The sequence below is a fragment of the Pseudomonas aeruginosa genome (assembly GCF_001457615.1).
Classification (GTDB): Bacteria; Pseudomonadota; Gammaproteobacteria; order Pseudomonadales; family Pseudomonadaceae; genus Pseudomonas; species Pseudomonas aeruginosa.
Genome location: NZ_LN831024.1, coordinates 5,937,789 through 5,955,320 on the forward strand (window position 1 = coordinate 5,937,789; position 17,532 = coordinate 5,955,320).

Consider the following 17,532-nt stretch of genomic DNA (forward strand, 5'->3'; position numbering starts at 1 on the left):
TCAGTCCTCCTGCTTCTTCAGGCAGGCCACGCTGAGCAGGGTCAGCACCACGATGGAAGCGGCAAGCGGCAGGTAGTAGGCCCAGAGATCGGACAGGCCCAGCGATTTGGAAAAGGCGCCGCGGCTGACCACCAGGAAATGCGAGGTCGGATAGAGCTTGCCGATCCAGGCCGCCGCACCCTCCAGCGAGGACACCGGGTGGATCAGCCCGGAGAACTGGATCGCCGGGATCATGGTGGCGATCGCCACGCCGAATACAGCGGCGATCTGGCTGCGCATGAACGTCGAGAGGAACAGCCCGAGGCCAGTGCTGGTGACCACATAGAGGAAAGCGCCGATGGTCAACGCCAGGAAGCTCCCCTTGAGCGGCACGCGAAATACCACGATGGCCAGGACCAGCATCAGCAGGAAGTTGATCATGCCCATGGCGACGTAGGGCAGCTGCTTGCCGACCAGGAACTCCAGGCGCGTCACCGGGGTGACATAGAGGTTGGTGATCGAACCCAGTTCCTTTTCGCGCACCACGCCGAGGGCGGTGAGCATGGCCGGGATCATGATCAGCAGCAGCGGGATCACCGCCGGCACCATCGCCTTCAGGCTTTCCACGTCGGGGTTGTAGCGATAGCGCACCTCGGTGCTGGCCGCCGCGCTGGCCTCGGCCCCACCCGCCTGCCGCGAGAGGTCCGCCAGGTAGCTGGTGTGCAGACCCTGCACGTAGCCGAGCACGGTGTTGGCACGGGTCGGCATCGCTCCGTCGATCCACACGCCGATGGCCGGATCGGAGCCACGCTTGAGATCGCGCCCGAAGTTCGGCGGAATCTCCACCGCCAGGCTCAGCTCGCCGCTGCGCAGGCGCCGGTCGAGGTCGTCCGGGTCGGTGATCGGCGCATGTTCGACGAAATAGCGCGAGCCGGCGATGTTCAGCGCGTAGGCCTGGCTGGTGGTGGTCTGGTCACGGTCGAGGACCGCCCAGGAGAGGTCCTCGACGTCCATGTTGATGCCATAGCCGATGATGAACATCAGCAGCGCGGTGCCGAGCAGGGCCAGGGTCAGGCGGATCGGGTCGCGGCGCAGCTCCATGGCTTCGCGGCGCGCATAGCTGAACAGCCGCAGGGGGCTGAAGCGTTCGCGTTGCGCCTGGCGCTCCTGGCCATCGCCGGGCTGCTCCGCGACGGCCGGCGCCTCGGCCGGTTGCGCTGGCGCGGCGGCACCCGCGGCTTCCTCCAGGTAAGCGATGAAGGTCGCTTCCAGGGTCGGCAGACCACGCTGGCGCACCAGCTCATCGGGAGTATCGCTGGCCAGTACCTTGCCGGCATGCATCAGCGAGATGCGATCGCAGCGCTGAGCCTCGTTCATGAAGTGGGTGGAAATGAAGATGGTCACCCCGTCGCGGCGCGACAGCTCGACCATCAGCTCCCAGAAGCCGTCGCGAGCCACCGGGTCGACCCCCGAAGTGGGCTCGTCGAGGATCAGGATTTCCGGCTTGTGGATCACCGCCACCGCCAGCGACAGACGCTGGCGAATGCCCAGCGGCAGGTCGTTGGGCAGCTCGTCGGCCACCTTCTCCAGGTCGAAGCGCCGGAGCATTTCGCCGACCCGTGCCGGGATGCCATCCGCCGGCAGGTGGAACAGCCGGGCGTGCAACACCAGGTTCTGCCACACGCTCAGCTCGGCATACAGGGAAAAGGCCTGGGACATGTAGCCGACCCGGCGACGGGTCGCCATGTCGCTGGCGTCCACCGGCTGGCCGAACAGCGCGCACGTGCCTTCGCTGGCCGGCAGCAGGCCGGTGAGCATCTTCATGGTGGTGGACTTGCCGCAGCCGTTGGAGCCGAGAAAGCCGAAGATTTCCCCACGCTCGATACGGAAGCTGACGTGATCGACCGCGACGAAGTCGCCGAAACGACAGGTCAGGCCCTCGGCCTCGATGGCGATCCGCGGCGCGCCTTCGCTCTGCGGTCGCGGCGGGATCACCAATCGATGGTGGCCGGCGCGCTTGCTTTCCGGCAGCAGGGCGATGAACGCCGATTCGAGGCTCTGCGTCCCGGTGCGCTCGCGCAGCTCCTGCGGCGTACCGGTGGCCAGGACCTTTCCGTCGTCCATCGCCACCAGCCAGTCGAAGCGCTCGGCTTCCTCCATGTAGGCGGTGGCGACCAGCACGCTCATGCCTTCGCGGCCCGCGCGGATACGGCCGATCAGCTCCCAGAACTGGTTGCGCGACAGCGGGTCGACGCCGGTGGTCGGCTCGTCGAGGATCAGCAGGTCGGGATCGTGGATCAGCGCGCAGCACAGCCCGAGCTTCTGCTTCATGCCGCCGGACAGCTTGCCCGCAGGACGCTCGGCGAACGGCGCCAATCCGGTGCTTTGCAGCAGATCGGCGATGCGCCGCTCGCGCTCGGCCTTGTCGTGGCCGAACAGCCGACCGAAGAAGTCGACGTTCTCGAACACCGAGAGCGTCGGGTAGAGGTTCTTGCCCAGCCCCTGGGGCATGTAGGCGATGCGCGGGCAGACCGCCCGGCGGTGGCGGCGGTCGCGCATGTCGCCATCGAGCACGCGGATCTCGCCATCCTGCATCTTCCGTGCGCCGGCCAGCAGCGCCAGCAGGCTGGACTTGCCGACCCCGTCCGGACCGATCAGGCCGACCATGCGGTTGGCCGGGATCTCCAGGCTGACGTCGTCCACCGCGCGCGTCTCGCCGTAGCGCAGCGAAACGCCCCGGAGGCTCGCCACGCCGCTCCCGCCAGCGGTCATTGCGGAACCTTGATCTGCAGGTTGGCCGGCCACTCGACCTCAGGGTCCAGTCGCAGGTAGGCCATTCCGGGCACGCCGGTCTTGACGTAGGTGATGTATTTTTCCAGCAGCGCCGGATCGAGCCGCGCCTTGACCCGGAACATCAGCTTCTCCCGCTCGTTGGCGGTTTCCACCGTTTTCGGGGTGAACTGGGCGACGCTGGCGACATAGGAAACCTTGGCCGGGATCACGTAGTCCGGCACCGCGTCGATCACCAAGCGCACTTCCTGGCCCAGTCCGACCCTACCGGCCTGCATGGATGGCAGGAAGAAAGTCATGTAGACGTCGGCCAGGTCGACCATGTTGAGGAGCTTGCCACCGGCCGGCAGCACTTCCCCCGGCTGTGCCACGCGGTACTGCACGCGGCCGTTGCGCGGCGCCTTGAGCAGGCTGTCGTCGATATCCGCCTGGAGCCGGGCGACGCTGGCCTTGGCCGCCTCGATGGCCGACTGCGCCTCGATTACCTGGGAACGCCCGGCCTCGATCGCCGCCTGCGCCGAAATCACTTGCGAGCGTGCCGCGGACAACGCCGCCTGGGCGCTCTGCAGGGTCGCCCGATCGTCATCGAGTTGCTGTTGCGGCAGGGCATTGCGCTTGACCAGCGCCTCGGTACGGGTGAAGCGCTTCTGCGCCGCTGTCAGCTCGGCCTGGCGCTGCGCCACCACGGCCTGGGCAGTGCTCTTCTCGCTCTCGCGCTGGGCCACCAGCGAGGTCGCGGTGAGCTTGGCGTTCTCCGCCTGGCGCACCTGGGCCTGGGCCTGGGCCAACTGCGCCTCGAGCACCTGGGTATCCATCCGCGCGACGATTTCGCCGGCCTTGACGAAGTCGCCCTCGTCGACCTTGATCTCGGCGACCCGCCCGGGAAGCTTGGCCGCCACGTCCACCTCGGTGGCCTCGATGCGTCCGTTGCCGCTGGCGAATCCCTCGCCCAGGCCAGTCGGTCGCGATACCTGCCAGACCAGCACGCCTACGCCGAGCAGCGCCGCCACGATCAAGGCACGGCTCAGCCACCGTTTGCTTTCCTGTTTCATCCCTTCTCCTCGCACGTCCGGCCAGGCCGCGGCGATGGCGCTCACGCTGGAAAGCGCGGCCGCCGCGGACTTCACTGGCTCGATTGTCCCTCCAGGGCGGCGCGCGGGTGTTGATGCACGTCAGACGCGCCCGACCGAATCTCACAGGAAAGCAGAATCGCCGGTGCCTCGCATCCGGGAGCGCGGGACAGAACGGATAGTTGACCTCAGGGCTGGACGATGAGGTTGTTGAACAGCAGGTCGGTCACCAGCGGCTTGCCCTCTTCCTGCTCGAGGGTCTGCTGGACCTGCTTCAGCGCCTCCTGGCGCAGGCTTTCCTTGGCCTCGACCGTACCCAGGCTCTGGTCGGTCTGCTGGGCGAACAGCATGATCAACTGGTTGCGGATCAAGGGCTCGTGATGCTCGACCTTGGTCGCCGCGTCCTTGTCGGCCACCTGCAGGGCGATGTCGGCCTTGTAGTACTGCAGGCGCGGCCCGCTGCCGTAGTTGCCGACCAGCGCCGGGGTCAGGTCGACGTAGACCGGCTTGTTCGCGCCCTCGCCTTCCGGCGCGGCCTCCTCGGCCGAGGCGAACGACGGGAACAGACTCAGGCACAGGGCCAGCGACAGGGCAATGGGGGTTCTCACGGGCGCATCTCCTCGACGAATGCCGGCAAGCATAGCCAGACTCTCGGCCGGGCCCAAGCCCGGGGTTTATGGACAACCATCAGTTGCGGCGATGCTGATTGACCCCCGGCGTCTCCCTCCTACACTGGCCGGACCGCAAACTGGAGCGTCCCCGATGAAAGCCGTCCTCTGCAAAGCCTTCGGCCCGGCCAGCAGCCTGGTCCTGGAAGAAATCGCCAGCCCGAGCCCGGCGAAGAACGAAATCCTCCTCGATGTGCACGCCGCCGGGGTCAACTTCCCAGACACCCTGATCATCGAGGGCAAGTACCAGTTCAAGCCACCCTTCCCCTTCTCCCCGGGCGGCGAGGCGGCCGGGGTGGTCGCCGCGGTCGGTGAAAAGGTCGCCCACGTCAGGCCCGGCGACCGGGTCATGGCCCTGACCGGCTGGGGCAGCTTCGCCGAGCAGGTCAAGGTGCCCGGCTATAACGTGATGCCGATTCCCGAAGGCATGGACTTCGCCAGCGCCGCCGCCTTCGGCATGACCTACGGCACCTCGATGCACGCCCTGAAACAGCGCGCCAACCTGCAACCCGGCGAGACCCTGCTGGTGCTCGGCGCTTCCGGCGGGGTCGGGCTGGCTGCCGTGGAAATCGGCAAGGCCATGGGCGCGCGGGTGATCGCTGCCGCCAGTACCCCCGACAAGCTCGCCGTGGCCAAGGCCGCCGGCGCCGACGAACTGATCAACTACAGCGAAGGTAGCCTGCGCGAGCAGCTCAAGGCCTTGACCGGCGGCCAGGGCGTCGATGTGATCTACGATCCGGTGGGCGGCGAACTGTTCGAGGAGGCCTTCCGCAGCATCGCCTGGAACGGACGGATGCTGGTGGTCGGCTTCGCCAGCGGCAGCATCCCTTCGCTGCCGGCCAACCTGACCCTGCTCAAGGGCGCCTCGCTGGTCGGCGTGTTCTGGGGATCGTTCGCCCAACGCCAGCCGCAGGACAACGCTGACAACTTCCGCCAGCTGTTCGCCTGGCACGCCGAAGGCAAACTGAAGCCGCTGGTGTCGCAGCGCTTCCCGCTGGAACGGGCCGGCGACGCTATCGACGCCCTCGGCCAGCGCAGGGCGGTCGGCAAGGTGGTGGTGGAGGTTCGCTGAGCCACGAAGGCGGCGAGTATTGCCTCCCGCCCGTGCGGAGAAAGGCATGGCGGGCCGGAGCGATACACCGGCCGAGGCCCACGCTGTCAGATGTTTTTCCCCTATGAAGGCCCCGGTTTCCGACCGGGGCTTTCTTATTTCCGACCAATGCACTCAACCTGTAACATTTTCGCTATTTTTTCATTTACGAAAAATGTAGTGTTCGCAACCGCGTAAAAAGGCGCGACACAACAACAAGCGGAGCTCGCGATGTTCGGAATCTTTCGTCCCGCGCCACACCAGGCGCCACTGCCCGATGCCGAGGTGGACAGCACCTACCGGCGCCTGCGCTGGCAGATCTTCGCCGGTATCTTCATCGGCTACGCGGGTTACTACCTGCTGCGCAAGAACTTCTCCCTGGCCATGCCCTACCTCATCGAGGACGGCTACAGCCGCGGTCAACTGGGCGTCGCGATGTCGGCCATCGCCATCGCCTACGGCCTGTCGAAATTCATCATGGGCCTGGTCTCGGATCGTTCCAACCCACGGGTCTTCCTGCCGTTCGGCCTGTTGGTGTCGGCGGCGGTGATGTTCATTTTCGGATTCGCGCACTGGGCTACCTCCAGCGTCGCCATCATGTTCGTCCTGCTCTTCATCAACGGCTGGGCCCAGGGCATGGGCTGGCCGCCGAGCGGACGGACCATGGTCCACTGGTGGTCGCAGAAGGAGCGCGGCAGCGTGGTCTCGGTGTGGAACGTCGCCCACAACGTCGGCGGCGGCCTGATCGGCCCGCTGTTCCTGCTCGGCCTGGCGCTGTTCGGCGACTGGCGCTCGGCCTTCTACGTGCCGGCCATCGTCGCCGTGGGCGTAGCCGTATTCGCCTATTTCGCCATGCGCGACACCCCGCAATCCTGCGGCCTGCCGCCGATCGAGAAGCACAAGGACGACTACCCCGAAGGCTACGACGAACACCACGAGCGCGAGCTGTCGACCAAGGAGATCTTCGTCACCTACGTGCTGCGCAACAAGCTGCTCTGGTACATCGCCCTGGCCAACGTGTTCGTCTACCTGCTGCGCTACGGTGTGCTCGACTGGGCGCCGACCTACCTCAAGGAGGCCAAGCACTTCAACGTCGACAAGTCGTCCTGGGCGTACTTCTTCTACGAATGGGCGGGGATTCCCGGTACCCTGCTCTGCGGCTGGCTGTCGGACAAGCTGTTCAAGGGCAATCGCGGCGCCACCGGCGTGGTGTTCATGATCCTGGTGACCGTCGGCACCCTGATCTACTGGCTGAACCCGGCCGGCAACCCGGCGATCGACATGGCCGCGCTGATCATGATCGGCTTCCTGATCTACGGCCCGGTGATGCTGATCGGCTTGCAGGCCCTGGAGCTCGCGCCGAAGAAAGCGGCCGGCACCGCCGCCGGCTTCACCGGTCTGTTCGGCTACCTCGGCGGTTCGGTGGCGGCCAACGCCCTGGTCGGCTACACGGTGGACCACTTCGGCTGGGACGGTGGCTTCAAGCTGCTGATCGGCGCCTGCCTGCTGGCCATCCTGTTCCTCTGCCTGACCCTGCGCAAACCCGCGGTCCAGGCCGCGCCGCAGCAAGCCGGCGGATGACGCGGCGGCTCCGGCGCCAGGCCGGAGCCGCGTTCAGTCCCGCGGCGCGTAGGCGAACACGTCGGCGCGCATCTGGTGCGCGTCCATCCCTGCTTCGACCAGGGCATCCAGGGTCGCGTAGACCATCGCCGGCGAGCCGCTGGCATACACATGCAGGCTCGACAGGTCGGCGAAATCCTCGCGCACCGCCTCGTGCAGCAAGCCGCAACGCCCCTCCCAGCCACAGAGGTCGCTGACCACCCGGTGCAGGAACAGGTTCGGCAGGCCTTCCCACTCCGTCCAGTGCGGCAGACGGTAGAAATCCTCCGGACGCCGAACGCCCCAGTAGAGATGTACAGGATGGGCGAAGCCGGCGGCGCGGCAGTGCTCGATCAGGCTGTGCATCTGCGACATGCCGGTTCCCGCGGCGATCAGCACCAGCGGACCGTCGGGCAGTTCCGCCAGGTGCGCGTCGCCGAACGGCAGCTGGATCCGTGCCAGGCGCTCGCGCTGCAATTGCGCGATCAGCGCGACGGCACTGTCTTCCTTGGCCAGGATGTGCAACTCAAGGTCGCGTCCCGCATGCGGCGCGGAGGCCAGGGAAAACGCCGCGCTGTCGCCGCCGTCACGCTCCAGCAACAGGTACTGCCCGGCGTGATAGCGTGGCGGCTTGCCGGCCGGCGCGCGCAGGCCGACCCGGTAGACGTCGCCGCCGACCTCTTCGCAGAAGCTCAACTGGCAGGTCAGCTTGCGCAGAGGCAGTTCACCCGGCGCCAGCACCCCGTCCCAATGCAGCACGCAGTCTTCCAGCGGCTCAGCGAGGCAGGTGAAGAGTTCGCCATGATCGCGTACCTCGCCGTTCTGGCGTACCCGCCCCTCCACCAGCAGCGCCGCGCAGATATGGCAGTTGCCATTGCGGCAGCTCTGCGGACAGTCGTAGCCAAGCCGCCGGGCGCCATCGAGGATGCGTTCCCCCGGCAGCAGCTCGAGGCAGGCGCCGGACGGTTGCAGGACGATACGCATCAGTCGATCCCGAGGCTCGACCAGAGCGCGTCGATGCGCCGTGTTACCGCTTCGTCCTTGACGATGGCGCGCCCCCATTCGCGGCTGGTCTCGCCCGGCCACTTGTGGGTGGCATCAAGCCCCATCTTCGAGCCGAGGCCGGAGACCGGCGAGGCGAAGTCGAGGTAGTCGATGGGCGTGTTGTCGATCATCACCGTGTCGCGCTTGGGGTCCATCCGCGTGGTGATGGCCCAGATCACATCGTTCCAGTCGCGCGCATCGATGTCATCGTCGGTGACGATGACGAACTTGGTGTACATGAACTGCCGCAGGAACGACCAGACCCCGAGCATCACGCGCTTGGCGTGCCCTGGGTACTGCTTCTTCATGGTCACCACCGCCATCCGGTAGGAACAACCTTCCGGCGGCAGGTAGAAATCGACGATTTCCGGGAACTGCTTCTGCAGGATCGGCACGAACACTTCGTTCAGCGCCACCCCGAGGATCGCCGGCTCGTCCGGCGGACGCCCGGTGTAGGTGCTGTGGTAGATCGGTTTCTGCCGGCGGGTGACGCGCTCGACGGTGAACACCGGGAAGCGATCGACCTCGTTGTAGTAGCCGGTGTGATCGCCATAGGGACCTTCGTCGGCCATCTCGCCGGGGTGGATCACCCCTTCGAGGACGATCTCGGCGCTGGCCGGCACCTGCAAGTCGCTCCCGCGACACTTGACCAGCTCGGTACGATGCCCGCGCAACAGGCCGGCGAAAGCGTATTCGGAAAGGGTGTCCGGCACCGGCGTCACCGCACCGAGGATGGTCGCCGGATCGGCGCCCAGCGCCACGGCTACCGGATAGGGCTGGCCCGGATGCTTCTGGCACCACTCGCGGTAGTCCAGTGCGCCGCCGCGATGGCTGAGCCAGCGCATGATCACCTTGTTGCGGCCGATCACCTGCTGGCGGTAGATGCCCAGGTTCTGCCGTTCCTTGTTCGGCCCGCGGGTAACGGTCAGGCCCCAGGTGATCAGCGGCCCGACATCGCCCGGCCAGCAGGTCTGGACCGGCAGCCGGCCGAGGTCGACGTCCTCGCCCTCCTCGACCACTTCCTGGCAGGGGGCGTCCTTGAGCACCTTCGGCGCCATGGACAAGACCTTCCTGTACATCGGCAGCTTGGCCCAGGCGTCCTTGAGGCCCTTCGGCGGCTCGGGCTCCTTGAGTTGCGCCAGCAGCTTGCCGATCTCGCGCAGTGCGCCGACGTCCTCGGCGCCCATGCCCAGCGCCACGCGCTCCGGCGTACCGAACAGGTTGCCGAGCACCGGCATGTCGAAGCCGGTCGGCTTTTCGAACAGCAATGCCGGGCCCTTGGCGCGCAACGTGCGGTCGCACACCTCGGTCATCTCGAGCACGGGGGAAATCGGCACCTGGATGCGCTTCAACGCACCGCGCTGCTCCAGCTGGGCGATGAAATCGCGGAGATCCTTGAACGTCATTGGCCTAACCATTCACTGCAAGACCCCACATCCTACCTGCTCCCGGCCCATCCGGCAGCAGGCAAACGCGGCATTCGGTCACTGCTGGCTGGCGATCCTCGAGTCGTCGAGGCTCTGTAGCATCGGCTCGAACAAAGGCCCGAGTTCATGGGCCCCCTGGGTCGAAAGGTGGTTGTTATCCATGTACAGCGACCAGCCATCACGTTCGGCGAAACAATCCAGGCCATCGCAGAGCACGCTGGAGGGGTCGAGCACGCTCACCCGCGGGTTGCCTTCGGCCAACGCATCGAACAGCGCATTCACGTAGGCGACGCGCGCAGCGTGCTCAGCGAAGGGAAAACGTGCGCGCCCGACATCCTCCCCGCTCAGACTCAGCCGCACCAGCCGCGCCGGTGCCTTGAATGGCAGCAGCGGTACGTCCTTGACCAGCCAGACATGTACGTCGGCCGCGTTCAGCCTTTCGATCATCCCGCTCAGGCGTTGCCGCAGCAGCGCCTCGGCGATCGAGCTGTCCGGCGTGTCGTCCGGCTCGCGGAGAATGTTGCGGGTACCGTCCTGCGAGTCGCCGTATATATACATGTCCCAGCGCCCGGCGAGGATCACCCCGCCCGGCCGCTGCTGTTCGACGAACTCGAGCATCTGCTGGTTGAAACGCAGGCAAGTGTCCTTTTCCAACATCCCCAGCAACGGCGGACAGCCCGCCAGCGAAGCCTGCCAGATCGGCAGTCGGCGACTGGTAGCCTGTTCGCGCAGCAGCGGGCTCAACGCCGCGGAATGGCTGTCGCCCCAACTGACCAGCAGCGGTCGTTCGGCAGCCAGTTCCGCCGGGAAGCGGCAGATGCTTTCCTGACTGAGCGCCTTCTTGTCGAACATGCAGTCGGTCTGCCCATCGCGCCATTTGGACGCCTTGGCATAACGCAAGGCTTCCTCGGAAAGACGCGACGGCACGCCGTCGTAATGCCGCACCAACTGGCCAACGACTCCCAGCAGCAGCAAGCTGCACAGCGCCGCGCCAAGCATCTGCCGGCGCCCGGCGAACAGCTTGCGCTCGCGGAACGGTGCCTCGACGCAGTACAGCGACAGTGCCGCCAGGCCGATGCTCGCCGCCAGCAACCCCAGGCGTGCCGGCAGGCCCAGGGTTTCCAGTGCGTGGTACTGGACGAAGACGTACAGCGGCCAGTGCCAGAGGTACAGCGAATAGGAGATCAGACCGAACCAGACCAGCGGTTGCCAGCCCAGCAGGCGGCGAGCCCAGGTGTCGCCGGCGCCGTTGGCCCAGATCAGCAGGGCGGTGCCAAGCACCGCCGGCAGCGCCGCGAGGCCGGGGAAAGGAGTGTCGCTGTCGTAGAAGAACACCGGCAGGAGAATCGCCGCTATGCCGAGGGTGGCCGCCAGTTGCAGGGACCATTGCGAATGACCGCGGCTAGCGCCCGGCAGCAACGCCAGCGCGGCACCCGCCAGGAGTTCCCAGGCGCGCATCGGCAGGAGGAAGAATGCACTGCCAGGTCGCTGGCTCACCGCCCAGACGCTGGCCGCCAGCGATAGCGCCAGGACCGCGAGGAGGATGGCGAGCCGCCAGCGCAGCAGGCGCCCGGAGATCGCGGCCAGCAGTAGCGGGAAGAGAATGTAGAACTGCTCTTCCACCGACAACGACCAGGTATGCAATAGCGGCTTGAATTCGGACGCGGCGTCGAAATAGCCATCCTGCTTCCAGAACAGGATGTTCGAGGCGAACATCGTCTGGTAACGCACCGCACGACCCAGTTGCTCGTAGTCCCGCGGCTCCATCAGGAACCAGCCGGCCGCCAGGCTGACGGCCATCATAACGAACAAAGCGGGGAGGATGCGTCGCGCCCGGCGAGCCCAGAAATCGACGAAGCTGAAACGCCCGGCCTGCCGATCGCGCCGGATGATCGAAGTGATCAGGTAGCCGGAAATCACCAGAAAGACATCGACGCCGACATACCCGCCGGTGAAACCGCCCAAGCCCAAGTGATAGAACACCACCGGCAAGATGGCCAGTGCGCGCAATCCATCGATATCTCTTCGATAAGGCAGGCTCGACATCTATTTTTCTCCAGGCATGAAAAAAGGCGCTCCGGTCAAACCGGAGCGCCTTCTTCAATTTCCCTGGAAGACTACTTCCGTTTCATCGAATCGAAGAACTCATCGTTGGTCTTGGTCTGCTTGAGCTTGTCGATGAGGAATTCGATCGCGGAGATCTCGTCCATCGGGTGCAGGATCTTGCGCAGGATCCACATGCGCTGGAGCTCGTCCTCGCTGGTCAGCAGCTCTTCGCGGCGGGTACCCGAACGGTTGATGTTGATGGCCGGGAACACGCGCTTCTCGGCGATCTTGCGATCCAATGGGAGTTCCATGTTGCCGGTACCCTTGAATTCCTCGTAGATCACCTCGTCCATCTTCGAGCCGGTTTCCACCAACGCCGTGGCGAGAATCGTAAGAGAACCGCCCTCTTCGATGTTCCGCGCGGCGCCGAAGAAGCGCTTCGGCTTCTCCAGGGCATGGGCGTCGACACCGCCGGTGAGCACCTTGCCGGAGCTGGGGATCACGGTGTTGTAGGCCCGCGCCAGACGGGTGATGGAGTCGAGCAGGATGACCACGTCCTTCTTGTGCTCGACCAGGCGCTTGGCCTTCTCGATCACCATCTCGGCGACCTGTACGTGACGGGTCGGCGGTTCGTCAAAGGTCGAGGCGACCACTTCGCCGCGCACGGTGCGCTGCATTTCGGTCACTTCCTCAGGGCGCTCGTCGATCAGCAGGACGATCAGGTGGCATTCGGGGTTGTTGCGGGTGATGTTGCTGGCGATGTTCTGCAGCATGATGGTCTTGCCCGCCTTCGGCGGCGCCACGATCAGGCCGCGCTGGCCCTTGCCGATCGGCGCGCAGAGATCGATGACGCGGCCGGTCAGGTCTTCGGTGGAGCCGTTGCCGGCTTCCATCTTCATCCGCTCGTTGGGGAACAGCGGCGTCAGGTTCTCGAAGAGAATCTTGTTCTTCGCATTCTCCGGACGATCGAAGTTGATCGAGTCGACCTTGAGCAGGGCGAAGTAACGCTCGCCCTCTTTCGGCGGCCGGATCTTGCCGATGATGGTGTCGCCCGTGCGCAGGTTGAAGCGCCGGATCTGGCTCGGCGAGACATAGATGTCGTCGGGGCCGGCCAGGTAGGAAGAGTCGGCGGAGCGCAGGAAGCCGAAGCCGTCCTGAAGAATCTCCAGCACGCCATCGCCGGAGATCTCTTCACCACTTTTCGCGTGCTTCTTCAGCAGGGCGAAGATGATGTCCTGCTTGCGCGAACGGGCCATGTTTTCCAGGCCCATGGCATCGGACATTTCCAGCAGTTCGGCAATCGGCTTTTGCTTGAGTTCGGTCAGATTCATAGGAAAGAGATAGGTACGCAGAAAGAGGAATTGGAGAAAGCGTCGAGCTTGGGAAAGCCGTGTCGCAAGGGGGCGACAGGAGCGCTAGAAAGTTCGAGTAGGAAGTGCGTCCGGGACGGCATGCAGAAGGCGACGGAAAAAACGTCGCGAACCCGAATTTAACACCGTGGCCGGGTGGCGTCTATAGAAACGCAAAAAAAAGCCCCGCGAATCGCGGGGCTTTCCAGCGAGGCCTGGGCCCGGCTCAGATATTGGCGTCGAGGAAGGCCGCCAGCTGCGACTTGGACAGTGCGCCGACCTTGGTCGCCTCGACATTGCCGTCCTTGAACAGCATCAGGGTAGGGATGCCACGCACACCGTATTTCGGCGGGGTATCCTGGTTCTCGTCGATGTTCAGCTTGCAGACCTTCAGCTTGCCCTGATAGTCCCTGGCGACTTCGTCCAGCACCGGCGCGATCATCTTGCACGGACCGCACCACTCGGCCCAGTAGTCCACCAGCACAGGGCCGTCGGCCTTCAGCACGTCCTGCTCGAAGCTGGCATCAGTAACGTTGACGATATGTTCGCTCATGAAATCTCTCCGTAGTCGGACGCGAATTGAAACGCGAAAGTGCCGACCATCATATCCCGCCTTGACCCTCGCCGGAAGGCGCAGCCGATTGAGAGTCTCTATCGTTGGTCGGCTGATTCCCGATTGATCGGCTGCCGCATTGGCGACCCTCGCCCTATCGTGGCAGGATGGCGCAGTTTTCCAATGGACTTGCAAAGCATGCCGCAAAAACCTGCCGAGGCATTCCCGCTGATTGCCGCCCTGGACCTGGGCTCCAACAGTTTCCACCTCTGTCTGGCCAAGGCCAATATCCACGGCGAAGTCCGCATCCTCGAACGGCTGGGCGAGAAGGTCCAACTGGCCGCCGGCCTCGACGAGGAGCGCAATCTCAGCGAAGAGGCCACCCAGCGCGGCCTCGACTGCCTGCGCCGCTTCGCCCAGTTCATCAGCGGCATGCCCCAGGGTTCCGTACGCGTGGTCGCGACCAACGCCTTGCGCGAGGCGCGCAACCGCAGCGATTTCATCCGTCGTGCGGAAGAGGTTCTCGGCCATCCCGTGGAAGTCATCTCCGGCCGCGAGGAGGCCCGCCTGATCTACCTCGGCGTCGCCAACAGCATGCCCGACAGCGGCGGTCGCCGGCTGGTCAGCGACATCGGCGGCGGCAGCACCGAGTTCATCATCGGCCAGGGTTTCGAGTCCGAGCTGCGGGAAAGCCTGCAGATGGGTTGCGTCAGCTACACCCAACGCTACTTCCGCGACGGCAAGATCACCCCGGCCCGCTACGCCCAGGCGTACACTGCTGCACGCCTGGAACTGATGGGCATCGAGAACAGCCTGCGGCGCCTCGGCTGGCAACAGGCGGTCGGCGCCTCCGGCACCATCCGCGCAGTGGCGCTGGCGATCAAGGCCGGCGGCCACGGCAACGGCGAGATCAGCCCGGACGGACTGGCCTGGCTGAAGCGCAAGGTGCTCAAGCTCGGCGACGTGGAGAAGCTCGATCTGGAAGGGATCAAGCCGGACCGCCGGACCATCTTCCCGGCCGGACTGGCCATTCTCGAAGCGATCTTCGACGCGCTGGAACTGGAACAGATGGTTCACTCCGAGGGCGCCCTGCGCGAAGGCGTTCTCTACGACCTGGTCGGCCGTCACCAGCACGAGGACGTGCGCGAACGCACCATCAGTTCGCTGATGCAGCGCTACCACGTCGATCCGGAGCAGGCTTCGCGGGTGGAGGCCAAGGCCCTCAAGGTGCTTGCCGAAGTCGGCGACGCCTGGGAGCTGAACGACGAACTGCACCGCGACCTGCTGAGCTGGGGCGCACGGGTCCACGAGATCGGCCTGGACATCGCCCATTACCACTACCACAAGCACGGCGCCTACCTGATCGAGCACTCCGACCTGGCTGGCTTCTCGCGCCAGGACCAGCAGATGCTGTCGCTACTGGTACGCGGCCACCGCCGCAACATTCCGGCGGATAAGCTGGCGGAGTTCGCCGCGGAAGGCGACAAGTTGGTGCGCCTGTGCATCGTGCTGCGCTTCGCGATCCTCTTCCACCACATTCGCGGCACCCAGGAAATGCCCTCGGTGCGCCTGAAGGCAGAGCCCAAGAGCCTTTCGGTGACCTTCCCCGAGGGCTGGCTGGAAGCCAACCCGCTGACCCAGGCCGACTTCGCCCAGGAAGCCGAATGGCTCAAGCGGGTCGGCTACAGCCTCAACGTGCGGTAAGCACCGGCGCGGCCAGCTTCTCCAGCAGGGTCGCCTGGGTATTGCGGGGGTTCTGGTTACCGGTGGGGCTGAGCCGCTGGTAGCTACCGTCGGCCTGCAACACCCAGGCCTGGGTGTTGTCGGTCAGATACGTTTCCAGTTCCTTCTTGACCCGCTGCACCAGCTTCTTGCCTTCCACCGGGAAGCAGGTCTCGACGCGCATGTCGAGGTTGCGCTCCATCCAGTCGGCGCTGGAGAGATAGAGCTTCTCGTCGCCGCCGTTGAGGAAGTAGTAGATGCGGCTGTGCTCGAGGAAGCGTCCGATGATCGAGCGCACGTGGATATTGTGCGAGACCCCCGGGATGCCTGGCCGCAGGCAGCACATGCCACGCACCACCAGGTCGATCCTGACCCCGGCCTGGCTGGCCTTGTACAGGGCGCGGATGACCTTCGGATCGGTCAGCGAGTTGACCTTGGCCATGATGTGCGCAGGCTGGCCGAGCGCCGCCTGGGCCGCCTCGCGGTTGATCATTTCCAGCAGGTTCTTCTTCAGGGTGAACGGCGCATGTAACAGCTTCTTCATGCGCAGCGTCTTGCCCATCCCGATCAGTTGGTTGAACAGCTTGTGCAGGTCCTCGCAGAGCGCCACGTCGGCGGTCAGCAGGCTGTAGTCGGTGTACAGGCGAGCGTTGCCGGCATGGTAGTTGCCGGTGCCCAGGTGCGCGTAGCGGCGCAGTTCGCCGTCCTCGCGACGGAGGATCAGCATCATCTTGGCGTGGGTCTTGAAGCCGACCACGCCGTAGATCACTACCGCACCGGCCTGTTGCAGGCGGCTGGCCAGTTGCAGGTTGGACTCTTCGTCGAAGCGGGCGCGCAGCTCGATCACCGCGGTGACCTCCTTGCCGTTGCGTGCCGCCTCGACCAGGGCGTCGACGATCTCAGAGTTGGCGCCGCTGCGGTACAGGGTTTGCTTGATCGCCAGCACGTTCGGATCCTTGGCGGCCTGGCGCAGCAGGTCGATCACCGGAGTGAAGGACTCGAACGGGTGCATCAGCAACACGTCGAGCTTGCTGAGGACGTTGAAGAGGTTTTCCTTCTTCTGCAAAAGACGCGGGATCGCCGGGGTGAAGGGCGGGTACTGCAGCTCCGGATGGCTTTCCAGGCCGGTGACGCTGAACAGGCGGGTCAGGTTGACCGGGCCGCTGACCTTGTACAACTCGCTTTCGGACAGGCCGAACTGCTTGAGCAGGTAGTTGGTCAGGTTCTGCGGGCAGGTATCCACCACCTCCAGGCGTACCGCATCCCCGTAGCGACGCGAGAACAGCTCGCCGCGCAGCGCGCGGGCCAGGTCCTCGACATCCTCGGTGTCCACCGACAGGTCGGCGTTGCGGGTCAGGCGGAACTGGTAGCAGCCCTTCACCTTCATGCCGGGGAACAGGTCGTCGGCGTGGGCGTGGATCATCGACGACAGGAACACGTAGTTGTCGCCCTCGCCGCCAACGTCTTCCGGCAGCCTGATGATCCGTGGCAGCAGGCGCGGCGCCGGGATGATCGCCAGGCCGGAGTCGCGGCCGAAGGCATCCATCCCCTCCAGCTCGACGATGAAGTTGAGGCTCTTGTTCACCAGCAGCGGGAACGGGTGGGTCGGGTCGAGGCCGATCGGGGTGATGATCGGCGCGATCTCGTCGCGGAAGAAGCGCCGCACCCAGGTCTTGATCTTCAGCGTCCAGTGACGCCGGCGGATGAAGCGGATCTGGTGCTTGGCCAGCTCCGGCAACAGGGTCTCGTTGAGGATCCGGTACTGCCGCGATACCTGCTCGTGGACCAGCTCGCTGATCCGCGCCAGGGCCTGGTGCGGCAGCAGGCCGTCGGCGCCGGCCTGCTCGCGGGCGAAGGTGATCTGCTTCTTCAGGCCGGCGATGCGGATCTCGAAGAACTCGTCGAGGTTGCTCGAGAAGATGAGGAGGAACTTCAGCCGCTCCAGGAGCGGGTAGGACTCGTCCAGCGCCTGTTCCAGCACGCGGATGTTGAACTGCAACTGGGAGAGCTCGCGATGAATGTACAGGCTGCTGTCATCCACGCTGGGAACCACCGCAGGTGGCGTTTCCACCGGGATCGTTTCGGCCATCTTCACTTCTGCTTCGCTTTCCACGTTCGCCACTACGGTTTCGTCGGCGGCGATACGTTCGATCTCATCAAGTCCTTGCTGCGTATTCATTCATCTTCCCGAGGGG

The 17,532-nt window shown here is 65.2% G+C and carries 12 protein-coding genes; 3 read left to right on the forward strand and 9 right to left on the reverse strand.

The window, feature by feature from the left end; translation table 11 throughout:
- The 3 genes from rbbA to AT700_RS27250 all read right to left on the reverse strand — a co-directional run bounded on the left by rbbA (position 1) and on the right by AT700_RS27250 (position 4,447).
- Entirely contained in the window at positions 1–2,751 is a 2,751-nt protein-coding gene (gene rbbA, locus AT700_RS27240; protein WP_021204836.1) for a ribosome-associated ATPase/putative transporter RbbA, read from the reverse strand.
- Positions 2,748–3,821 carry an HlyD family secretion protein gene (locus AT700_RS27245; RefSeq protein ID WP_003099200.1) on the reverse strand — a complete coding sequence of 358 codons (1,074 nt, stop codon included), beginning with the start codon at positions 3,819–3,821 and terminating at the stop codon, positions 2,748–2,750. Before AT700_RS27245 ends, rbbA begins: the two co-directional genes overlap by 4 nt.
- A 206-nt stretch (positions 3,822–4,027) precedes the next feature.
- Positions 4,028–4,447, reverse strand: a complete 420-nt coding sequence (locus AT700_RS27250) for a flagellar basal body-associated protein FliL (protein WP_003096328.1) — start codon at positions 4,445–4,447, stop codon at positions 4,028–4,030.
- A 154-nt stretch (positions 4,448–4,601) separates the two neighbouring features.
- Here AT700_RS27250 and AT700_RS27255 point away from each other — a divergent pair, with 154 nt between their 5' ends.
- Complete coding sequence (locus AT700_RS27255) at positions 4,602–5,579, forward strand: NADPH:quinone oxidoreductase family protein (RefSeq protein WP_003114042.1); 978 nt, start codon at positions 4,602–4,604, stop codon at positions 5,577–5,579.
- Positions 5,580–5,828: 249 nt separating this feature from the next.
- A complete protein-coding gene (gene glpT, locus AT700_RS27260) occupies positions 5,829–7,178 on the forward strand; it encodes a glycerol-3-phosphate transporter (protein WP_003110671.1) in 1,350 nt (449 codons plus the stop codon).
- 33 nt (positions 7,179–7,211) lie between these two features.
- Here glpT and AT700_RS27265 read toward each other — a convergent pair whose 3' ends face one another.
- The 5 genes from AT700_RS27265 to trxA form a co-directional block, all read right to left on the reverse strand.
- On the reverse strand, positions 7,212–8,180 hold the full coding sequence (locus AT700_RS27265) for a CDP-6-deoxy-delta-3,4-glucoseen reductase (RefSeq protein WP_003096331.1): 969 nt from the start codon (positions 8,178–8,180) through the stop codon (positions 7,212–7,214).
- Positions 8,180–9,646, reverse strand: coding sequence for a 4-hydroxy-3-polyprenylbenzoate decarboxylase (gene ubiD, locus AT700_RS27270; RefSeq protein WP_003096332.1), 1,467 nt, complete (start codon positions 9,644–9,646; stop codon positions 8,180–8,182). Before ubiD ends, AT700_RS27265 begins: the two co-directional genes overlap by 1 nt.
- A 78-nt stretch (positions 9,647–9,724) precedes the next feature.
- Entirely contained in the window at positions 9,725–11,713 is a 1,989-nt protein-coding gene (locus AT700_RS27275; protein ID WP_048521735.1) for an acyltransferase family protein, read from the reverse strand.
- A gap of 71 nt (positions 11,714–11,784) precedes the next feature.
- Positions 11,785–13,044 (reverse strand): transcription termination factor Rho, encoded by a 1,260-nt coding sequence (rho, locus tag AT700_RS27280; protein ID WP_003096334.1) that lies wholly within the window; start codon positions 13,042–13,044, stop codon positions 11,785–11,787.
- Between the two features lie 244 nt (positions 13,045–13,288).
- A complete protein-coding gene (trxA, locus tag AT700_RS27285; RefSeq protein WP_003096336.1) occupies positions 13,289–13,615 on the reverse strand; it encodes a thioredoxin TrxA in 327 nt (108 codons plus the stop codon).
- Between the two features lie 198 nt (positions 13,616–13,813).
- Between trxA and ppx the strand changes: the two genes are divergently transcribed.
- Complete coding sequence (ppx, locus tag AT700_RS27290; RefSeq protein ID WP_003099207.1) at positions 13,814–15,319, forward strand: exopolyphosphatase; 1,506 nt, start codon at positions 13,814–13,816, stop codon at positions 15,317–15,319.
- Here ppx and ppk1 read toward each other — a convergent pair.
- On the reverse strand, positions 15,306–17,516 hold the full coding sequence (gene ppk1 / locus AT700_RS27295; protein ID WP_003099209.1) for a polyphosphate kinase 1: 2,211 nt from the start codon (positions 17,514–17,516) through the stop codon (positions 15,306–15,308). The genes ppx and ppk1 overlap by 14 nt on opposite strands.
- Between the last annotated feature and the right edge of the window lie 16 nt (positions 17,517–17,532).